23 protein-coding genes and 1 pseudogene are annotated in these 15,772 nt (G+C 39.0%); 9 read left to right on the plus strand and 15 right to left on the minus strand.

Going from position 1 to position 15,772, the window contains the following annotated elements; all coding sequences use genetic code 11:
* Positions 1–61 precede the first annotated feature (61 nt).
* The gene (locus ACE1CA_RS13415; protein WP_486517834.1) at positions 62–457 is read right to left on the minus strand and encodes a hypothetical protein; all 396 of its coding nucleotides are present in this window, start codon (positions 455–457) and stop codon (positions 62–64) included.
* A 199-nt stretch (positions 458–656) separates the two neighbouring features.
* Between ACE1CA_RS13415 and ACE1CA_RS13420 the strand changes: the two genes are divergently transcribed.
* Positions 657–1,343, plus strand: a complete 687-nt coding sequence (locus tag ACE1CA_RS13420; protein ID WP_486517835.1) for a hypothetical protein — start codon at positions 657–659, stop codon at positions 1,341–1,343.
* Positions 1,286–1,537 (plus strand): hypothetical protein, encoded by a 252-nt coding sequence (locus ACE1CA_RS13425; protein ID WP_486517836.1) that lies wholly within the window; start codon positions 1,286–1,288, stop codon positions 1,535–1,537. Before ACE1CA_RS13420 ends, ACE1CA_RS13425 begins: the two co-directional genes overlap by 58 nt.
* Before the next feature lie 39 nt (positions 1,538–1,576).
* On the opposite strand, the gene ACE1CA_RS13430 is transcribed toward ACE1CA_RS13425, so the two are convergent.
* The 9 genes from ACE1CA_RS13430 to ACE1CA_RS13470 form a co-directional block, all read right to left on the minus strand.
* Positions 1,577–1,855, minus strand: a complete 279-nt coding sequence (locus ACE1CA_RS13430) for a hypothetical protein (RefSeq protein WP_486517837.1) — start codon at positions 1,853–1,855, stop codon at positions 1,577–1,579.
* A gap of 51 nt (positions 1,856–1,906) precedes the next feature.
* Entirely contained in the window at positions 1,907–3,019 is a 1,113-nt protein-coding gene (locus ACE1CA_RS13435) for an IS630 family transposase (RefSeq protein ID WP_486517970.1), read from the minus strand.
* Between the two features lie 181 nt (positions 3,020–3,200).
* Complete coding sequence (locus ACE1CA_RS13440; RefSeq protein ID WP_413280844.1) at positions 3,201–5,144, minus strand: coiled-coil domain-containing protein; 1,944 nt, start codon at positions 5,142–5,144, stop codon at positions 3,201–3,203.
* Positions 5,129–5,371, minus strand: coding sequence for a hypothetical protein (locus ACE1CA_RS13445; protein ID WP_413280843.1), 243 nt, complete (start codon positions 5,369–5,371; stop codon positions 5,129–5,131). The genes ACE1CA_RS13440 and ACE1CA_RS13445 overlap by 16 nt, the downstream gene beginning before the upstream one ends.
* Positions 5,361–5,963 carry a hypothetical protein gene (locus ACE1CA_RS13450; RefSeq protein WP_413280842.1) on the minus strand — a complete coding sequence of 201 codons (603 nt, stop codon included), beginning with the start codon at positions 5,961–5,963 and terminating at the stop codon, positions 5,361–5,363. Before ACE1CA_RS13450 ends, ACE1CA_RS13445 begins: the two co-directional genes overlap by 11 nt.
* Complete coding sequence (locus ACE1CA_RS13455) at positions 5,956–6,384, minus strand: hypothetical protein (RefSeq protein ID WP_413280841.1); 429 nt, start codon at positions 6,382–6,384, stop codon at positions 5,956–5,958. Before ACE1CA_RS13455 ends, ACE1CA_RS13450 begins: the two co-directional genes overlap by 8 nt.
* An 11-nt stretch (positions 6,385–6,395) precedes the next feature.
* On the minus strand, positions 6,396–6,686 hold the full coding sequence (locus ACE1CA_RS13460; protein WP_413280840.1) for a hypothetical protein: 291 nt from the start codon (positions 6,684–6,686) through the stop codon (positions 6,396–6,398).
* Positions 6,683–6,943 carry a hypothetical protein gene (locus ACE1CA_RS13465; RefSeq protein WP_413280839.1) on the minus strand — a complete coding sequence of 87 codons (261 nt, stop codon included), beginning with the start codon at positions 6,941–6,943 and terminating at the stop codon, positions 6,683–6,685. Before ACE1CA_RS13465 ends, ACE1CA_RS13460 begins: the two co-directional genes overlap by 4 nt.
* Before the next feature lie 149 nt (positions 6,944–7,092).
* Positions 7,093–7,599, minus strand: coding sequence for a hypothetical protein (locus ACE1CA_RS13470; protein ID WP_486517839.1), 507 nt, complete (start codon positions 7,597–7,599; stop codon positions 7,093–7,095).
* Between ACE1CA_RS13470 and ACE1CA_RS13475 the strand changes: the two genes are divergently transcribed.
* From ACE1CA_RS13475 to ACE1CA_RS13490, 4 genes are all read left to right on the plus strand, one after another.
* Positions 7,598–7,783 (plus strand): hypothetical protein, encoded by a 186-nt coding sequence (locus ACE1CA_RS13475; RefSeq protein ID WP_486517840.1) that lies wholly within the window; start codon positions 7,598–7,600, stop codon positions 7,781–7,783. The two genes, ACE1CA_RS13470 and ACE1CA_RS13475, sit on opposite strands and share 2 nt — an antisense overlap.
* Positions 7,784–8,227: 444 nt before the next feature.
* A complete protein-coding gene (locus tag ACE1CA_RS13480; RefSeq protein WP_413280361.1) occupies positions 8,228–8,413 on the plus strand; it encodes a ribbon-helix-helix domain-containing protein in 186 nt (61 codons plus the stop codon).
* A 5-nt stretch (positions 8,414–8,418) separates the two neighbouring features.
* Entirely contained in the window at positions 8,419–8,808 is a 390-nt protein-coding gene (locus ACE1CA_RS13485) for a DUF948 domain-containing protein (RefSeq protein ID WP_413280362.1), read from the plus strand.
* 52 nt (positions 8,809–8,860) lie between these two features.
* Positions 8,861–9,802: an SAM domain-containing protein gene (locus ACE1CA_RS13490; protein ID WP_413280363.1), complete on the plus strand. Its 942-nt coding sequence runs from the start codon at positions 8,861–8,863 to the stop codon at positions 9,800–9,802.
* On the opposite strand, the gene ACE1CA_RS13495 is transcribed toward ACE1CA_RS13490, so the two are convergent.
* Both ACE1CA_RS13495 and ACE1CA_RS13500 read right to left on the minus strand, forming a co-directional pair.
* Positions 9,783–9,953 (minus strand): hypothetical protein, encoded by a 171-nt coding sequence (locus ACE1CA_RS13495; RefSeq protein ID WP_413280364.1) that lies wholly within the window; start codon positions 9,951–9,953, stop codon positions 9,783–9,785. The genes ACE1CA_RS13490 and ACE1CA_RS13495 overlap by 20 nt on opposite strands.
* A gap of 17 nt (positions 9,954–9,970) precedes the next feature.
* Positions 9,971–10,597 carry a MerR family transcriptional regulator gene (locus ACE1CA_RS13500; protein WP_413280365.1) on the minus strand — a complete coding sequence of 209 codons (627 nt, stop codon included), beginning with the start codon at positions 10,595–10,597 and terminating at the stop codon, positions 9,971–9,973.
* A gap of 314 nt (positions 10,598–10,911) precedes the next feature.
* Here ACE1CA_RS13500 and abc-f point away from each other — a divergent pair, with 314 nt between their 5' ends.
* The gene (gene abc-f, locus ACE1CA_RS13505) at positions 10,912–12,507 is read left to right on the plus strand and encodes a ribosomal protection-like ABC-F family protein (protein WP_413280366.1); all 1,596 of its coding nucleotides are present in this window, start codon (positions 10,912–10,914) and stop codon (positions 12,505–12,507) included.
* Positions 12,507–12,974, plus strand: a complete 468-nt coding sequence (locus tag ACE1CA_RS13510; RefSeq protein ID WP_413280367.1) for a gamma-glutamylcyclotransferase family protein — start codon at positions 12,507–12,509, stop codon at positions 12,972–12,974. The genes abc-f and ACE1CA_RS13510 overlap by 1 nt, the downstream gene beginning before the upstream one ends.
* Positions 12,975–13,016: 42 nt before the next feature.
* On the opposite strand, the gene ACE1CA_RS13515 is transcribed toward ACE1CA_RS13510, so the two are convergent.
* Positions 13,017–13,589, minus strand: a complete 573-nt coding sequence (locus ACE1CA_RS13515) for an NAD(P)/FAD-dependent oxidoreductase (RefSeq protein ID WP_413280368.1) — start codon at positions 13,587–13,589, stop codon at positions 13,017–13,019.
* Here ACE1CA_RS13515 and ACE1CA_RS13520 point away from each other — a divergent pair.
* Positions 13,553–13,768: pseudogene (locus tag ACE1CA_RS13520) on the plus strand (FGGY family carbohydrate kinase); the annotation flags it as partial. The gene ACE1CA_RS13515 and the pseudogene ACE1CA_RS13520 sit on opposite strands and share 37 nt — an antisense overlap.
* A gap of 97 nt (positions 13,769–13,865) precedes the next feature.
* Here ACE1CA_RS13520 and ACE1CA_RS13525 read toward each other — a convergent pair.
* A complete protein-coding gene (locus ACE1CA_RS13525) occupies positions 13,866–15,131 on the minus strand; it encodes a DegT/DnrJ/EryC1/StrS family aminotransferase (protein ID WP_413280369.1) in 1,266 nt (421 codons plus the stop codon).
* 71 nt (positions 15,132–15,202) lie between these two features.
* On the minus strand, positions 15,203–15,658 hold the full coding sequence (locus ACE1CA_RS13530) for a hypothetical protein (RefSeq protein ID WP_413280370.1): 456 nt from the start codon (positions 15,656–15,658) through the stop codon (positions 15,203–15,205).
* Positions 15,659–15,772: the final 114 nt, after the last annotated feature.

Here is a 15,772-nt window from a genome sequence, read left to right on the forward strand (position 1 = left end):
TATCACCACCATCAGATCCACAATCACCTTGAAACCTTACACAGTAAGCTATTAATTCCTCTTACCCTTCAAAAATGAGCGAACGTACAGTAAATAAGAAGCTTAGGGCATTACCAAAGTGAGTGATTATTGTGCAAACTGGGTTGTAATTAGCCTTGTCTAGCAGTTCTGTTTTAGCGGCTTTCTTTAGCTCTTTTTTTAGTGCTGTGATTTGACGTAAGCAAGCGCCATATTCCTTCTCATCTTCTGCTCTATCGTCTGGATAATTGGCTTTCAATAGCGCCGCTTCCTTAGTGGCTAAATCTTTCCAACCTGTTAACCCTTCATTCTTAACACCTTTCTCTCTTTGAGTGCGGTTATATGGCGCTAGGGCTTCAAATTTGGGGAGCAGTTCAGATACTCGCCACTCGATAAACTCATTGGTCAATTCATCAGGATGCTTTAGCTGTCTACTCATTCCCTTAATTCCTTGTTTGCCAGTAACCTGACTCTAAAGTAACCAAGGAATAGGTTAAACGTCTATAGTTTATGGCTGATGATAAATTCCTTGAATACATTAACTTTATTTTTATTAAACCTACTTATCTATAGAATAGTGGTATTGATTTTGTTTATACAAACCGATTAATCTATAGATATACCAATAAATTACCGATATGGCTACTAAACCATTACATGACTGGTCGAAATTGGGTCAGAAATTAGCTCAAAAGCTTGACGGCATTACTGATGAAGCCAAAATTAAGAAACTGGTAATTAATACAGTCAACCAAATTACTGAAGCTAGAGTAAACCCTAGACGACCCTTAGACACTATTCGCAAAGAGATTAGAGCCAAATTCCCCACAGTACCAGCAACAGAAGCCAAGCCAGAGGGATACTATTACACTGATAGCAGCAAAGGTAGAGTCAAACGCTTTGAGCATTTGGCATTGTGGTATTTAACCGAGAATACAGAACGCTGGAGTGTCACAGGTGATGATGCCAGAAAGGAATACTGGCAAGGTTTACCGAAGTTTGGCGAACCATCAACGCCACCGTCAGAAAAAAAGGAAATTTCAAAGAAGCCTATTGTATTAACTACTGAATTTTTGGAATCAGCTGTAATTGATGGTTTGGAACTCGATGAGGACACATCAGAGATTTTGAAACTGGCACTCGCACATTCTGGCTTAGATTTGGCTGAATTTATGCAGAGGGCTATCAAAACTTACGCTAATACCATCACTGGGAAAATTAGACGGTTAGAAGAGCGATTAATGCCATCAAAATCTACAATTCCGAAGTGGCAACCGAGCCTAAGCAGCGATGGATTATTACTCAAAGTTTACTCTCAGAACTGACTGGCTCAAGGGGTAGTGTTGTCCAATCAGCTATGCAGAAATATCGAGATGAGATCGACTCTCATCATCAGAAATATCCTGAGTTTTTCAATGAAGACGGCACTCTAAAACAATACTTTAATCGCAAGCGTGGTGTAGATATTAGAAAGGTAATCAACCTTGCTGAACTTATACCAGATGGGATTGATAAGTAATCAAAGGGCGATCGCTAGACAAGGCGATCGCCAAATTAATCATTTACTTTTTTTTCGATAGTGTTCTTTTACATAAGTACCATCTTTACGATAATGTCCTTTAACATGAACAGTATCAGAATTTGGTTTTACTGTTATTTTAATTTTCCCTAATTCCTTCCAAAAGTTAGTTGTTTCAACTGGTTGACTGTAATTGTAATTATTTGGTCGCTTATAATTACTGCTTGAACTAGGTACTTTAGAAATAATCCTAAATATAAAAATAATAAATTCCCAAAAAAGAAGTAATGCAGAAATAGACCAAATTATGATAGCCATAAATAAGATAAAGTTTATTACATAAATACCATATATTAAGCTGTTAAGCATTTAAACAGGGATAAGAGCATTACCTTTATTTTTAAGTTTTCGCTCCCATTTAATAATTAACTGTCCTTCATTTAAAAGTTGATGCAATAAATATTCTAATTCTTCGATTGATTTAAATAGTCGATTAGCAATAAATTCTTTTGCTGAATGCCAAACTAATTCAATTAAGTTATAATCCGGGCTATATTTGGGGAGAAACTCTAAATGAATATTGGGCATTTCGGCAGCAATTTTCTGGAGATATTCAGCTTTTTTGTGGAAACTAGCATTATCTAGAATTATCACTATTTTGGCTCCTTTTTCCGCAAATTCATCGGCTTCATTGCCAGCAGCTACCCATTCAGCAATCAATTCTTGATAAAACAGTTTTAGCACTTGATAAAAACTTTCTGAATTGCTTTTATCCAGAAACTCCACAAACCTTTTCTTGTCGGAATACCTCAGCCCTCCCATTACATTAATCCGACCCTTTCTTCGCTCTCCCCTCACCTCTTTTCGGCTACCTTTCTTACACCAATTCTTTCTTTTTATCACGCTTAAACTAAAACCGCTTTCGTCCCAAAACCATACTTGTAAACGTTCTGGGTTATCTTTTTCTATTTTTAAATATTCGGTTATCTTCTTTTTAAATTCTTTTCTTTTTTCCGGCTCTCGCTTTCCCTCTAAGCTGTACTTCGCCCAGAGGTAAACGAACTTTTTTTTCTCTAATATTCTCCTAACTTGCGACCCACTTAATTTTATTCCTGTCGTTTCTGCTAAATATGTTGCTAATCTTTCTGCTGTCCATCTGCCAAATTCGTATCCTAATTCTTTGGGTTCTTTATCTACTGTCTCTAATAATATTTCTCTATATTTATCTGTGGCTTTTTGATGATTCCCCTTCATCCTTTCATCCACTAGGCTTTCCAGATTATCTGGATCTCCATGTACGCACCAATAAGATACTTTATTTATTGAACAGCCCAGAAATTCCGCTATTTTACCTTGAGTTTTTCCATCATTTAGCAACAGTAACATCAGAATTCTTTCTCTAATGTTTCCATTTTCTTCATCTTTTAGGGCTTTTTGTAGCTTCTCTACTTGTTCTAAACTCAGATGATTCTTTGCTGGCATTCCCTGACTCATTTTGCTCGGTTGACTTTTCCATTTTACCCTATTTAAATGATTAACAGCTTAGTCGTAATTAATGCCGATACCTTTGCCCATCATAGATGTAGCATAATTCCAGCATCTAGGATCTAAAGAATTGCACCAAAAGTTCATCCAAAAACGTAAGTATTGCTGGTTAATCATGCTACTTTTCCTCGCTTCCTAAATATTTTCCGGGCATTGGCATTAATGCAAGGTATCCACTCTGATCCATTGGTCTGACATAGCAATAATAATCCTTTGATGGGTCAATTGATGCACGTTTCCTCCACACTTCTAACTCTTTATCGATGCGGTTTTTCTCTTCTTTAGTAGGGGCATAGTTAGCAGCGAATTCGGCAATGTTAGCACTCATAATGATGGTGACAAACTGGACTAAATCTTGACGTAACCATCCATAGACTGAAGGATTAGCCAACTGTCCAAGCACTAATACAATAATGCCGAGTGACCTACCAAGTGATATTGCATCCCGGATAACTTTGCCGCAAAATGTTTGTCCGTTCCGTAAGTTTTCGGCTTTGATTGTGTCAGGATAGATGTATTCTTTCTCTTTACTAATTAAGGTTTGAAGTTCATCGATGAAGTAGAAAACTTTGGGAAACTCTGGCATCTGTTTCCGATCGGCATAAGCTTGCTGTTTGGCTAAGTTGCGTTGATTATATTCATCTCGTAACCTCAAAATGCCTTCATAAGATGATGGAATTCTGATACCTGAAACTGAGCCAGTAACAGATTCAAAACCTACATAGTCAGGGGTATAGACTTTTCCTGCTACTTCAAAATCTGCAAATTCATCTGGTTTTGGTTGAATATAAACTACATCAAAGTTAACCTCATGTTTGGCTATTAATCCGATGTAGTTGATAGCCAATTGCGTTTTACCCTTACCTCTAGCACCTAATAAGGCTAAATTCTTACCATCCTTGGCACACAGGAAATAAAGCTTTTCTAGCCAATCTTCCGAAACATCTTTAATCTTGTCCAACCATGAACGATTATCAAACCTGACTTCAATTCTGCCATTCTTAGCCTCTATTTCTGGCTTATTCACTGGCATTAATCCCGGTAACACTTCGGCAACTTTATTAAGAACTGATTGGCTCCAATTACTGCTTAATGCCTTAAGGTAAATGGTGTCTATCCCGTTTTTTTCAGTGCGGTTTAGCAGTTCAGTTGGTAAATTTTCCTCTGCCAACAATGCCTGTATTTGTGCTACTAAAGCGTCAGCAGTTTTTTCGCCATAGAGTTCCTGAAACAACTGCTCATTCTGTTGTTTGAGTTCCACTATCTGCTGTTGCTGACGTTGATTAATTGCGGTTAATGCCTTGAGTTCAAGAATAGAATCATTGAGTTGTTTTTGGATAGATCCGCGTTCATCTCTGATATCCAGTCTGATCCGCTTTTCTTCCAGTTCTAAATTTTTCCTAGCTGATTGGATGTTTTCACCGAGTTTTACCAGTTCAGTCTCTTTCTGGTTGGCGGCGGTAAGTTTGGCGTTAGCTTCGGCTAACCTAGCATCTGATTCTGCTTTGATTGCTTCGGCTTGGTTTACGCAGTCCTCAAGCTGTTGGGTCAACTGCTCCACTGCTTTCGAGTAGGTCTGCTGTAATTGGGCGATCGCTTGTTCCTTCTCCGATTGCAGTTCCGAAATCATTGCCGAATATTCGGTTTTGGTCTTAACCAGTTCCCGATCGTGTTTCCCAATCAGCTGCTTAAAATCATCTTCAATCCTTGCTAGTTCTGATTCATGATTGGCTTTAAGTTGGTTGATTTGTGCAGTTAGTTCCTGCTCCAGTTCCAACTTTTCAGCCAATGCCCGTTGCAGTTGAGAGTTATTCAGTTCATCAGTCCAGTTTTTCTCATCCTGTAATTTTCCCAACTGCTGTTGCAGATCTAAGAGTAACTGCTGTTGCTTTAGTTGCTTTTGTTCCTTGGTTGGGACTTTAGCCAATAAGTAACAACTGTTGGGTAGTCCAGTGACTAAAGAAAACACTGTCAGAGGTGTATTATTTATTGAATTCCCAAACAAAAATAAGCCGAAGCTTGCTAAATTTCCGTAGGACAAAATCTTTAACTTTGCATCCATAGTCCGATAAGTGCAGCAAAGATTACTAAGGTAAACTCCCCGATATCTCTACCTCGTTTGAGATAGTAAATAGCGGCAATGATGGCAGCACAAGCAAATAATCTCAGGAAGTAGTAAGCCAGATAATTTACTTGTGAAGTGTGGTAGAAAAGACGTGCTAACTGGGAGAAAGTACCCACCAGAAAACACGCTGCTATTGATTCGATCGCTACTCTGTTAACATCCATGTTTTAAAGCGAATAGTTTCTTTTGTTCACAAATTCTAGTGTCCAGTTCCTTGAGATCTAGTTCCCACTCTTCAGCCTGTTTCAAGCATTTTTGGGACTGGTACTCGGTATTTAACTTCTCAAATTCAAATGTTTGGGAAGCTTGCAGTGCTTTCTGTTGATCAGTGCCAGCAAGTGCTTTTAGTTTCTCGGTTAATGCCTGAGTTTTAGCTTGCTCAAAAACCAAAGTCTCATTAAGCTGTGAAAGTTTCTCAGAGTCTAGTGCTACTTGAGTTTTTAATTTTTCTGCTTCGGTTTGTGTCCTCTGCTTTTCGGCATCCAGTTTAATGTTTAGTTGTTGGTTTTTCTCTTTATCTAATTGTTGTTTAGTTTGGAATTTTTCGGTGTCTGATTGCGTCTTAGCTTGTTCATAATTACGCAAGTTTTCAGCCTGTTTGGTATGCTCTTGTTCGGTAGCAGTCATAGCCTTATAGGTTTTATTTTCTTGTCGCATTCTGTTTAAGCGTTCAGTGGCATTGGCTATGGCTTGCTGTTGGGTAGCACTAATTAATTCTGCTGGCATCTGAACTGGTATGGCGCAAGTATCACACATTAGAAGCACCTCCTATTGGTTGGAATTCTACTGAACCGGAAACTTGATAACGCAGTTCAAACAATTTAGTATTTTCCTCAAACTGAACTTGAGCCTCTTGTAATGCCAGAATTGCTGACTTACCAGCGATAAGCAACTGCTCTCTGTTAACACCAGTCATGCCTCTTTCAAAGTTCAGCAAGTCTTTAGATTGGATTAACTTCTCTTCTGAGATGTCATTAGTTACCACTGCCTGTTCATAGCCTAATTTGGCTTTTCTAATACCCTCTTTTGATGTTTCTACATCCCATCTCTTAGCTTCCAGTTTGTTTTCCTCTATGGTTTTGTCGAGTAGCAGTTGCTCAATTTTTAAGCCTCTAATTTCTTGGCTTATTTCCTCTGCCTGATATTCGTATTGAAATTTGGTAAGTTTTTGCGCCATTTTTCACCTCTTTAGTAATTCATGCAATTTCTAAAATCTTCTACGCTTTTAGGATGCTTCAATTCACAATATTCTCGCTTCCAATTGTTAGCCGCTTTAGCGTAGCCTTCATCGTATCCTTGCCATTTTCCTTGCCAATTACCGATAAATAATCCTAATCCAAATAGCAAGGCTAATTCGACAAAAAAAATCAACCATCCTTCAGATTTATGATTAGCTAATTGTTTTTCAAGCTCTGCACATTTGGCGGTTAGCTGTTGGTTATCTTGTGCTAACTGCTCAAGTAATTGTTGCTCCATCATTTCTTCTCACTCTTAAAGTATTGGTCACAAAACCGTCTAGCTAAGGTGTCTTTGGTGCGGATAAATTGCTTATGATTCTGGACATTACTGCGTTCTTGCTCGATAAGTTCTTCTCGGTTTTTTACCTCTGAATTGAGGCGATTAATCTCATTCACTTGCTGGAAATTAACCGCAGCACTGCCAATCATGTAACCCAGAAGCACGCCACCACCTAGCATCCCGGCACTTAAAGCTGTTAATGGATTGATAAGAATCACCTCCTGTTAGTGTTAGCTTATAACCATAACGTTATGGTTAACTTACTTTCTAATTAGCTGGATGTATGGCGATACTACTCTTAGTAAATAACTGCGATTTTTGCTAGACATATCTACAGTGAAACAGAGCAGTAATACCACAGTAATGATTAAGATTGGGTGATAGGTTCGGGTGCTACTTCGGCATCGAAGATTTCTTCTGAGCTTGGTAGTAAGTTGCCATTTGATAAGCCATTTGAAGGCAACGATAAAAAATTTTCCGAGATAGTAGAAAACTCCACATCTAAAGTCTGTTTGGCATTTTCTAAGCTTTCTTTGGCTTGGCTGTTTAGCGTCCAGTCCCCTGACAAAATTCTCTTCATTGCATGATTGACGGCTTGGGAGATAACGCCTTCTGCTATCCGATCGCCAATATTGGTTGACAGGTTTTGTAGATCGTCTTGGCGTGAGGTATTGGCAGTGGTTTTGGTTGCAGTTTCCCCAGTCTGTTGGTTTTGGTTTTGGGACTGGGCATAACGTCGAACGGCACTGCTGACACTCGCTCTGCCATCAGATTGGAGAATAGCGGCAACTGCGTCAACGTGCTGTTGAGTGGGTTCTATCCCATGTCGTTTTAGTTCCAGGGGGATCTGATTAAGTTTGGATTGGCTAACCATGATTTACACTCCTGATTTTTTGGAAAATTCGATCAACAAATACTCAGCACAACGCTGTGGGGGCATCGATTGTTTACGCAGTGCGAAAAATACTTTAAGAACTTGGTACGACTTCAGCGAGTACCCTTCTTCGCAGTACCCTTTATCAAAAATTGATGCTGGCAAGGTTTCGCGGAGTAGCTGAGTTGACCTGCGTAACGTCGAAAGTGAAACCTTAAACTCCTTCAGTAGTTGCTGAGTAGGCAGATAAACTGTGGGCGTTAATGTAGTCTCCATAAGCTTTCTAGAACTTTGATAAACACTGACCGAACATTTGAGAGAACACTTACCGGACACTTTTAGAACAGTTGCCGCTGTCGGCAGAAGGTATCTAGAAAGTGTCCCGAAAATGTTCTGATTGGCTTTTTAAAAATGGTGGAATGCCCACCAGTGCGCGATTTAGCTCATAATGAAGTTGCCTCTTGGGTTTTTCGGAGGTAAGCCAGTGGGGAAGTTACAAGCTGTACCACTGGCTTTTTGATTGCAGTAGAGTTTTGCTCTACGTCCAATAATATATACAGTGTCTTACCAAACTGTCAACAAGCTGTGATAGCCTAGAAATGCAGAGTAGCAGGATAGTAATATCAAAATGCAGTCATTAAATGTTCAGAATTTGGGTAAGACAAACCTGAGAAGAGTTACGGCATACATCGACCATGATTTATATGGGGAACTGGAAAAACTTGCAGAAGCCGATAGCAGGTCTGTTTCCCAGATGATTGCTGTTTTAGTCAAAAAGGCAATCGCAGAAGCAAAAGTAGAAGGGAAAATTTAAACTATATGACCAACTCAAACGGAAATTCTATTGAAGAACGATTAAACGAGATACAGTCTCGCGTTGACGGCATGGACAGAGAATTTTCTCACCGGACAAACATAATTCTTGATGAAGTCCTAGTCCTAACTCAACAGATGGAATCCCTGACTGGTAGTGTTGACCAACTGACAACAGAAGTTAACCGACTAACGCTAAGGGTTAACCAACTGACAGAAAGAGTTGACCAACTAACGGAAAACCAAGAAGTAACCCAAGCCAACGTCAATCAGTTGACGGCTTTGATGGTGCAATTCGCTCAAAATGCCGAAGCAGACAGAGCCATTATTAGAGGTATCCAAACTGAAAACCAGCGAATTTTACGGCATTTATTTGGTGAAGGAAATAACAACTGATGCCTTTTTTCCAATATTAAAAAACTCAGTAATTTCAGAGCAGTCCAATGAGATGCTGAAGCAGATTGGACAAAAAGGAGGGAAATGCAGATCCGAATGCGGGAGATGCGATCGGTTTTTAGCTTTAATCCGTCCTAGTTTACGCCCGGATTTACTGCCCTTTGTGGATTACCAGTACGATCGGGATAACGACCCACATATCAAAACTTTCTGCAAGATATCAGCCGATCATAATTATTCAATGTGGGCATTAAGAGATAACTTTATTGCCCGAATGAAGTATGAAGGAAACACAATCACCACTAAAGAAATCAAGACAGATCCCGATACCAAAACTTCTTTAAAAGAACTGAGAAAAGAGATTGAGTGGGACGGATTCTGTGAAATTGCGGCGGCTAAACCTTTGGATGCTAAAGAAAGGGAAGAGATTAAGCGATCGGAAACTCATACCCAGGAACAGATTCTCAGGCAGAAGAAAACTGATGTGATGATGTTCTGTAACGTTACGGAAGATTTCTCTCCACTGTTGGGAGGTTCCGAACAAATAGCTAGTTATTGTCTGTTCAAAAAACGGAATCCAATTGCGGCGGCAATGGTTTTAAATCAATTTGAAATCACACCCGAAGTAGTAGAAGCTGTGGAAAAACACGGGCATCGGTTGACCCGCTATGAAGATTTACAATACGGGATTGAAGAAAACCCCGATTCCCAAGGGGGGAGATATGCCCTTTCGATCGAGCGTTCCGAACGTACTATCTACAAACAAGCAAGCTGGGGGTATATCCCTTATGCCCCAGACTTACCCACACGGGAGCAAGAACGTTACCTACTTGAACGGCTGGGAGTCCCAGAATATATTGATGTGTTTTTAAGCGGCGCAACACTCACGGAGGAAGATTTACAGAATCTCTGCGATAAAATCCGAACCTACCACAAGGACTGTAACGAAGTTCTCAAATTTGGGTTTAGTCCCACTAGTCCAAAGTGGAGATAGAACCAGAACGGTCTATTACTAAACCTAAATTTAGCACTGGTCGCTCAATTTGTTTTTCCAATTCTGGCGGCGTAATTCTAACTAAAATATCTAAAGTTGTGGCGCGTTCCGAACAAACTGCTGTTCGCAAAGGAATAAGTTTGATTTCCATATTTTACCTCTTTTATTTCATTTAGATGAGCGCCCTTTTGTTACAAAAGCTATTAATATTTGTCGAATTTGTTGCAGCAAATTTTGCTGTTCTTGAGGACTGCTAGGATAAACAAAATCCTCACGCAGATGAATTTCTAAACCGGGTATGACTTCCAACCTCGCCCATCGCGATGAAGCAGAAGGTTTAACTATCGCTGATGTGCTAGAAGTAGGTATCGGCGTTATTTTCGGAAGAGATTGACGGTTTTGAATCTGTTCCAAAAACGCTAAAGCTGGATTAGCTGTAGTCAGAGTTAGTTGAACGCCTCCTTGCAATAATGCCTCTAGTTCCGTGTTATCCTTGCTTTTGGCGAAGTTATCGATCGCACTTGCTCCATAACCCTCGGCCAATAATCGCCGCACCACTAATATCTGTAACAAATGGCGGTAGGTGTAAACCGCATAGCGACCTTCTTTGAGAGGTTCATCCAACATTCCTAATGTGGTGTAATGCCGCACTAAACGTGGAGTGATTTCCTCTCGAACTCTGGTATGGGAGCGCTCTTCTGGCAAGTATTGCGGTAGCAAGACGTTGACGATTTGAACTAATTCGTCTAACGACCAACTGTAATTGCCTTGAGCCAGCTGTTGCAGAGTTATCATGTTTCCAGTTTATCTCTTACAACTGTAACTGTCAATGTTGTTTCTAGTTGTTAATATTTTGGGCAACCCGGAGAGATTTGTAGTATCTTCTATCAATTGTCAAGTAGATTAAAATCTTGACTTCTCTGGAATTGCCAAATTTCATAATGTAGTGTATAGTGTAGTATGTAAAACTTGACGCTCCCAGTGCAATGAGCCTGACAATGTGGTAGATCAACCAGTCGAAATTTAATTAGCTGTTGCCAGTTTCTTTCTCTGGCAGAAGAAGACATTTCCGCAAATTTAATCAATTTTATACTCTGGAGGTAGTCATAATGCCGCAGCAACCTTATTTGTTGGCTGAAGGATTGACCTACGAACTACCATCGGTTCGCACACTGTTTCGCAACGTGCAAGCAAGTGTATTTGCTGGGGAGCGCATTGCTCTTGTCGGTGCAAATGGAGTCGGTAAGTCAACGCTGTTGCAAATTTTCGCCCGACAGATTCGCCCAACTGCGGGTTCTGTTAAGTGCTATGGTTCGATTTACTATTTACCGCAAGTCAGCACCATTGTTGAGCAAATTATGCACCAAACGGTGCTGGGGTTTTTGAATGCAATTTCAGAAGAATGGTGGACGATTACTAACTTACTAGAAACTCAATTCCATACCACGCTGGATTTATCAGTTCCCATAAATTACCTTAGCGGTGGTGAACTAACGAGGCTATTACTAGCCAGCGCCTTTGCACAGAATCCTAATGTTCTGTTATTAGATGAACCTACTAACCATTTAGATTATTTGGCATTAGAAGAATTGCGACAATTGTTGCAACAGTTTGCGGGAGCGTTTGTGATTGTGTCCCACAAACCGATGTTCTTGGATCAAGTTGTTGATACTGTCTGGGAACTTACCCCTAATGGACTTGATGTTTATGGTGGAAATTTTTCCGCATATCGAGAACAGAAGCAGACGGCGTTAGAGGCAAAGTGGCGAACACACGAAGTTGCCAGAAAAGAACTTAAGCAAGCAAAAGCATCCGCAATGCAAGAGCAGCAACGCGCCGCCCAATCTCAACGCAACGGTCGTCTTCATGCAGATAGTATGCCCAGAATTGTTGCAGGAGCATATAAACGGAAAGCAGAAGTTAGTGCTGGTAAACTGAAGCAGAAGCATGAAATAGCGATCGCTAATGCCACTCAAAAGGTAGAACAAACTAAAGTGAAAACTACCAAAGTTGCTCATATTCAATTGTCCCAAAGGAGCCACAAAAATCGTTATTTGGTAGAAATCCAGAATGCTAATCTCTGGGTTAACCAACAACTACTAATCGAAAATATCGATTTTCATTTGAGAGCAGGGGAGCGAGTAGCGATTTCAGGTGCTAATGGTTCGGGAAAATCAAGCTTGATTAAAGCAATTTTAAATCGTTCTTTAAGAGCGATTTTGAATCATGGGGAAGTTCTCCTCTCATCCAATCTGAAAGCTGTGTATCTTGACCAAAATTATGAATTTGTCGAGCGTAATCTCACATTAGTTGAAAATATGCAAGCTGTAAATCCAGCCCTGAGCTATCAATTAGTGCGTCAACAACTTGGGCATTTTCTATTCTTTAACCAAACGGTTGACCAGTTAGCATCTGTACTCAGTGGTGGAGAGTTGGCACGATTAGCATTAGCCATGATTAGCGTTTCTGAAATTGACTGGTTAATTCTAGATGAACCAACAAACAATTTAGATATTGCCACTGTCGAACAGATGATAGATGCAATCAACGATTATCAAGGTGCTTTATTAGTGATTTCACACGATTTGGATTTTTTAAGTCGCATCCAGATTACCAGTGCTTTCAAGATAGATAATCACCGACTGCAACAAATGACATTTCTCCCAAAAGTTGTCAACCATTATTATCAGGAGTTACTCAGTTAATGTTAACCGATTTGAACCCAGTTTTTATGTATGGTTCCAATCTTGATTGGACTCGCCTACGCTCGCGAGTCAAAAATTGGAACGGCAAATATCAACGAGCGTTCTTACCCGGCTACGAATTACGTTTTAACAAGCGATTGCATAGAGGAGGAGTTGCAGCTAATGTCATGCCTCATTCTACCCGTAAAGTTTGGGGCATTATTGTAGAACTGGAAGCAGATGACCTATTTTCTCTAGATATATATGAAGGGCATCCGTTACATTATAAACGTCAAAAATGTGCCGTCTATACAGAAGATAATCGGATGATAAATGCTCAGGTTTATATAGCCTGCCCGAAACATATTGTCGAAGCACAATTGCCTAGCTATCAATATTTGGAATATATCATTAAAGGAGGTAAAAATTGCGGTTTACCCTTTGATTATCTGCAAGCTATTGAAGCTTTGGGTCAAACAATAGCCTAAAATAAGAAATTTTCAGCCACCTATCATGCTTTATATTTCTGATTATACATAAGGTATTTGTAAATGTTGCGCCAGTTGCTTATAGTAATGTCGGCTCAGGTGATAGTTACGGCTATGTTTGCGACTCAAACATTCATCTAAAGTTAATGCACCAATAGCAGCTACTGTCATCCCCTGACCATAAACAGGATTAAAAGCACAAACTGCATCTCCTACTGCTAGCAATCCATCTGGATATTTAGACAATTTCTCATAGTGACGTAGCCGATTTTCTGTAGCTCGAAAACCATAAATTTCCGACAAAGGTTGAGCATTTCTGATGGTTTCATAGATTATTGGACTCTGAAGACTACGAGCAAATTCTAAAAACCCCGCTTCATCAGTTGGTGGATAATCAAGAGCAATACCGGATAATGTGACTACCCAACGGTTTCCCTCAACTGGATAGATTACGCCACCACGTTTTTGTTTTGGTGGTTGTGCGGAAATAATTATCCCTATCCAATCAAATTCACTGTGTTCTGTTTGTTGATACCAACGACTGGCATAACCTAAAAAGGAATTAATTACTGTTTCTTTATTACCCACAACCAGGATGGTTAGAACATGACCCATTAGAAATCTGGCAAGCCACCTGCACAGTAATGCAAAAAGCCATTCAACAAGCCAAAATTAAAGCTACGGAAATCCAAGCAATTGGACTTACAGTACAGCGAGAAACTTGTTTATTATGGGATAAAACTACCGGACAACCTTTACACAATGCTATTGTTTGGCAAGACCGTCGTACTGCATTTCACTAAAGTTAAACTATATAATCAAGAAAAATCATAAAGATTAAACCAATTTACTGCTCACCATCGATTGTTGATTACAGCCTAAATTGAACAACTAACAAATGCCATTAACTGAGGGAGGATTTTTACGACTTTTATCAGATATTTTTCCCGAAAATTGATTAATTAACCCAGCCAATCTAATAATATTTGTATCTCGCATATTTGCATATACAGGTAAATACAAAATTTGCTCAGACAACTGCTTGGCTGTAAACAGATTCTTCACCTTTAATAATTCAGTTTCTGGTAAATTTGAAAAATGAGTTAAACTAGTATTACCTCGCGTAGCATCAAAACCTTCGGCTCTAAGTTTAGTCATTAAAGAGTCAGGTTTATTTACTAAAATGGGGAACACCCAAAATGAATGAAAAGCTGTTTTACTACCAGGATAAACAATCTCAGGATCTAACTGAGAAATTAATAAACGAGCTTTATCCTCTCGCTTTTGGAAGCGACTATTATCCAGATTGTTCAACCGTCGCCATAACAATTGAAGCATCATTTGAGGAGGACGATATCTAATTTTAGTAAATAAATCTCCTGAAGCAAACCCTCTAGTTAAAGAATTAATGGTAATATCAATATCAAAACCTAACAATTTCATAAGCGATATTAGATGTACATAAACTTGGGGAATTGATAATGTTTTCAACCCCAAATACTTCCATATTCGTTTGCCAAACCACAATTCGCTACGACAGGAATATTCTGCTGCCAAAGTAACCATCTTTTCAGCTATCGTTGAATCTTTAATACAAACAATAGCACCTCCCAAGGCAGTAGAAGACTTAATTGGCCCAAAACTAAACAAACTCACATCTGCTGAAGATGCACCATAATAATTAGTACCACAAAAGGCTTGAGCACAGTCTTCCACTAAAAGAATCTGATGTTTTTGGCAAATGTTAACTATTGGTTCTAAATCAATAATTGAACCAAATAAATGAGCCACTACGAAAACACGGCTTTTTTGCGAAATCAAACTTCCTAATAACTCAATATCAGGTGCTAAAGTATCCAAATTAATATCAACAGGAACCGGAATTAACCCATGATTTTTTACAATTTCTTGCATATCTCGAATATTAATAGCACTCATCAAAACTTCTGTTCCTTTGGGGAAATTTAGTGCTTGTAACCATAAATCGAAAGCTGTACGAACCGAAAGTGTTACCAAAACTTGTTTGTGATTTTGGCTAAAATCTTGGAGAATAGATGGGCTTTGTACAGATGATTTACTAAGCCAAGGAAATAAGCCAAAGGCGAGGTCAACAAAACTAATATCTAAATTCAATCGCGGATAAAGATAGCTTTTCATTGTTCATAGAGTTAATTTTTAACTTAAGTTAATTATCATTCATCTGTGCAGCATTCATAAACAACTGTAGACTAATTGATATTAATTTGTTGCGGATCTACAGCAATAATCAGTTCGTCTCCATATTTTAATCCATTAATAAAAGATGTAATGATTTCCAGAGTGTCGGGGGTTTGAAAATGTTCGGGTTTAGTTTCAGGATGAGGATAATAGATTAAACCAGACTGTGATTTACCAGTATTTAGTAGAATTTGACAATCACAAAATGAGAAATCTTCTGCTGGTTCTGCTGCTGCCCATTTTAGATTTTTGAATGTATATTTTGGTTGTTTAATTTCGTAGTTATATGGAGCAATAGAAATGTTGATTGTCCCAGTAAAATATTGACTTAAATCCAGACCAAGTTCCCTAAAAAAAGGCTTTTGCATTTCAATCGTACCATTAGGAAAACGTGGGTCTTTAGTTTTACCTGATGCAATACCATATCCTTTTTTTACTTTGACGTTGATTTTTCTCCAATTTTCCATACTTGCGTTAATTCTTAAAGTAGCCTTAAATTATAAAACTATGCTTTAAGTTGGGAGCATGGTTTTAATTAACTATATTTTAGATAAATCTAACTGGTTTTTCATACAACTTCA

This window comes from Floridaenema evergladense BLCC-F167 (assembly GCF_041929205.2).
In the GTDB taxonomy this organism is placed as follows: Bacteria; Cyanobacteriota; Cyanobacteriia; order Cyanobacteriales; family Aerosakkonemataceae; genus Floridanema; species Floridanema evergladense.

Excerpts from the sequence above, each read along its gene's own strand:
- ACE1CA_RS13460 (WP_413280840.1), bottom strand. The coding sequence starts at position 6,686 with ATGATGGAGCAACAATTACTTGAGCAGTTAGCACAAGATAACCAACAG.
- ACE1CA_RS13440 (WP_413280844.1), bottom strand. The coding sequence starts at position 5,144 with ATGGATGCAAAGTTAAAGATTTTGTCCTACGGAAATTTAGCAAGCTTC.
- ACE1CA_RS13445 (WP_413280843.1), bottom strand. The coding sequence starts at position 5,371 with ATGGATGTTAACAGAGTAGCGATCGAATCAATAGCAGCGTGTTTTCTG.
- ACE1CA_RS13430 (WP_486517837.1), bottom strand. The coding sequence starts at position 1,855 with ATGGCTATCATAATTTGGTCTATTTCTGCATTACTTCTTTTTTGGGAA.
- ACE1CA_RS13450 (WP_413280842.1), bottom strand. The coding sequence starts at position 5,963 with ATGTGTGATACTTGCGCCATACCAGTTCAGATGCCAGCAGAATTAATT.
- ACE1CA_RS13490 (WP_413280363.1), top strand. The coding sequence starts at position 8,861 with ATGCTGAAGCAGATTGGACAAAAAGGAGGGAAATGCAGATCCGAATGC.
- ACE1CA_RS13525 (WP_413280369.1), bottom strand. The coding sequence starts at position 15,131 with ATGAAAAGCTATCTTTATCCGCGATTGAATTTAGATATTAGTTTTGTT.
- ACE1CA_RS13415 (WP_486517834.1), bottom strand. The coding sequence starts at position 457 with ATGAGTAGACAGCTAAAGCATCCTGATGAATTGACCAATGAGTTTATC.
- ACE1CA_RS13530 (WP_413280370.1), bottom strand. The coding sequence starts at position 15,658 with ATGGAAAATTGGAGAAAAATCAACGTCAAAGTAAAAAAAGGATATGGT.
- ACE1CA_RS13435 (WP_486517970.1), bottom strand. The coding sequence starts at position 3,019 with ATGCCAGCAAAGAATCATCTGAGTTTAGAACAAGTAGAGAAGCTACAA.
- ACE1CA_RS13495 (WP_413280364.1), bottom strand. The coding sequence starts at position 9,953 with ATGGAAATCAAACTTATTCCTTTGCGAACAGCAGTTTGTTCGGAACGC.
- ACE1CA_RS13485 (WP_413280362.1), top strand. The coding sequence starts at position 8,419 with ATGACCAACTCAAACGGAAATTCTATTGAAGAACGATTAAACGAGATA.
- ACE1CA_RS13455 (WP_413280841.1), bottom strand. The coding sequence starts at position 6,384 with ATGGCGCAAAAACTTACCAAATTTCAATACGAATATCAGGCAGAGGAA.
- ACE1CA_RS13480 (WP_413280361.1), top strand. The coding sequence starts at position 8,228 with ATGCAGTCATTAAATGTTCAGAATTTGGGTAAGACAAACCTGAGAAGA.
- ACE1CA_RS13515 (WP_413280368.1), bottom strand. The coding sequence starts at position 13,589 with ATGGGTCATGTTCTAACCATCCTGGTTGTGGGTAATAAAGAAACAGTA.
- ACE1CA_RS13510 (WP_413280367.1), top strand. The coding sequence starts at position 12,507 with ATGTTAACCGATTTGAACCCAGTTTTTATGTATGGTTCCAATCTTGAT.
- ACE1CA_RS13475 (WP_486517840.1), top strand. The coding sequence starts at position 7,598 with ATGATTTACACTCCTGATTTTTTGGAAAATTCGATCAACAAATACTCA.
- abc-f (WP_413280366.1), top strand. The coding sequence starts at position 10,912 with ATGCCGCAGCAACCTTATTTGTTGGCTGAAGGATTGACCTACGAACTA.
- ACE1CA_RS13420 (WP_486517835.1), top strand. The coding sequence starts at position 657 with ATGGCTACTAAACCATTACATGACTGGTCGAAATTGGGTCAGAAATTA.
- ACE1CA_RS13470 (WP_486517839.1), bottom strand. The coding sequence starts at position 7,599 with ATGGTTAGCCAATCCAAACTTAATCAGATCCCCCTGGAACTAAAACGA.
- ACE1CA_RS13500 (WP_413280365.1), bottom strand. The coding sequence starts at position 10,597 with ATGATAACTCTGCAACAGCTGGCTCAAGGCAATTACAGTTGGTCGTTA.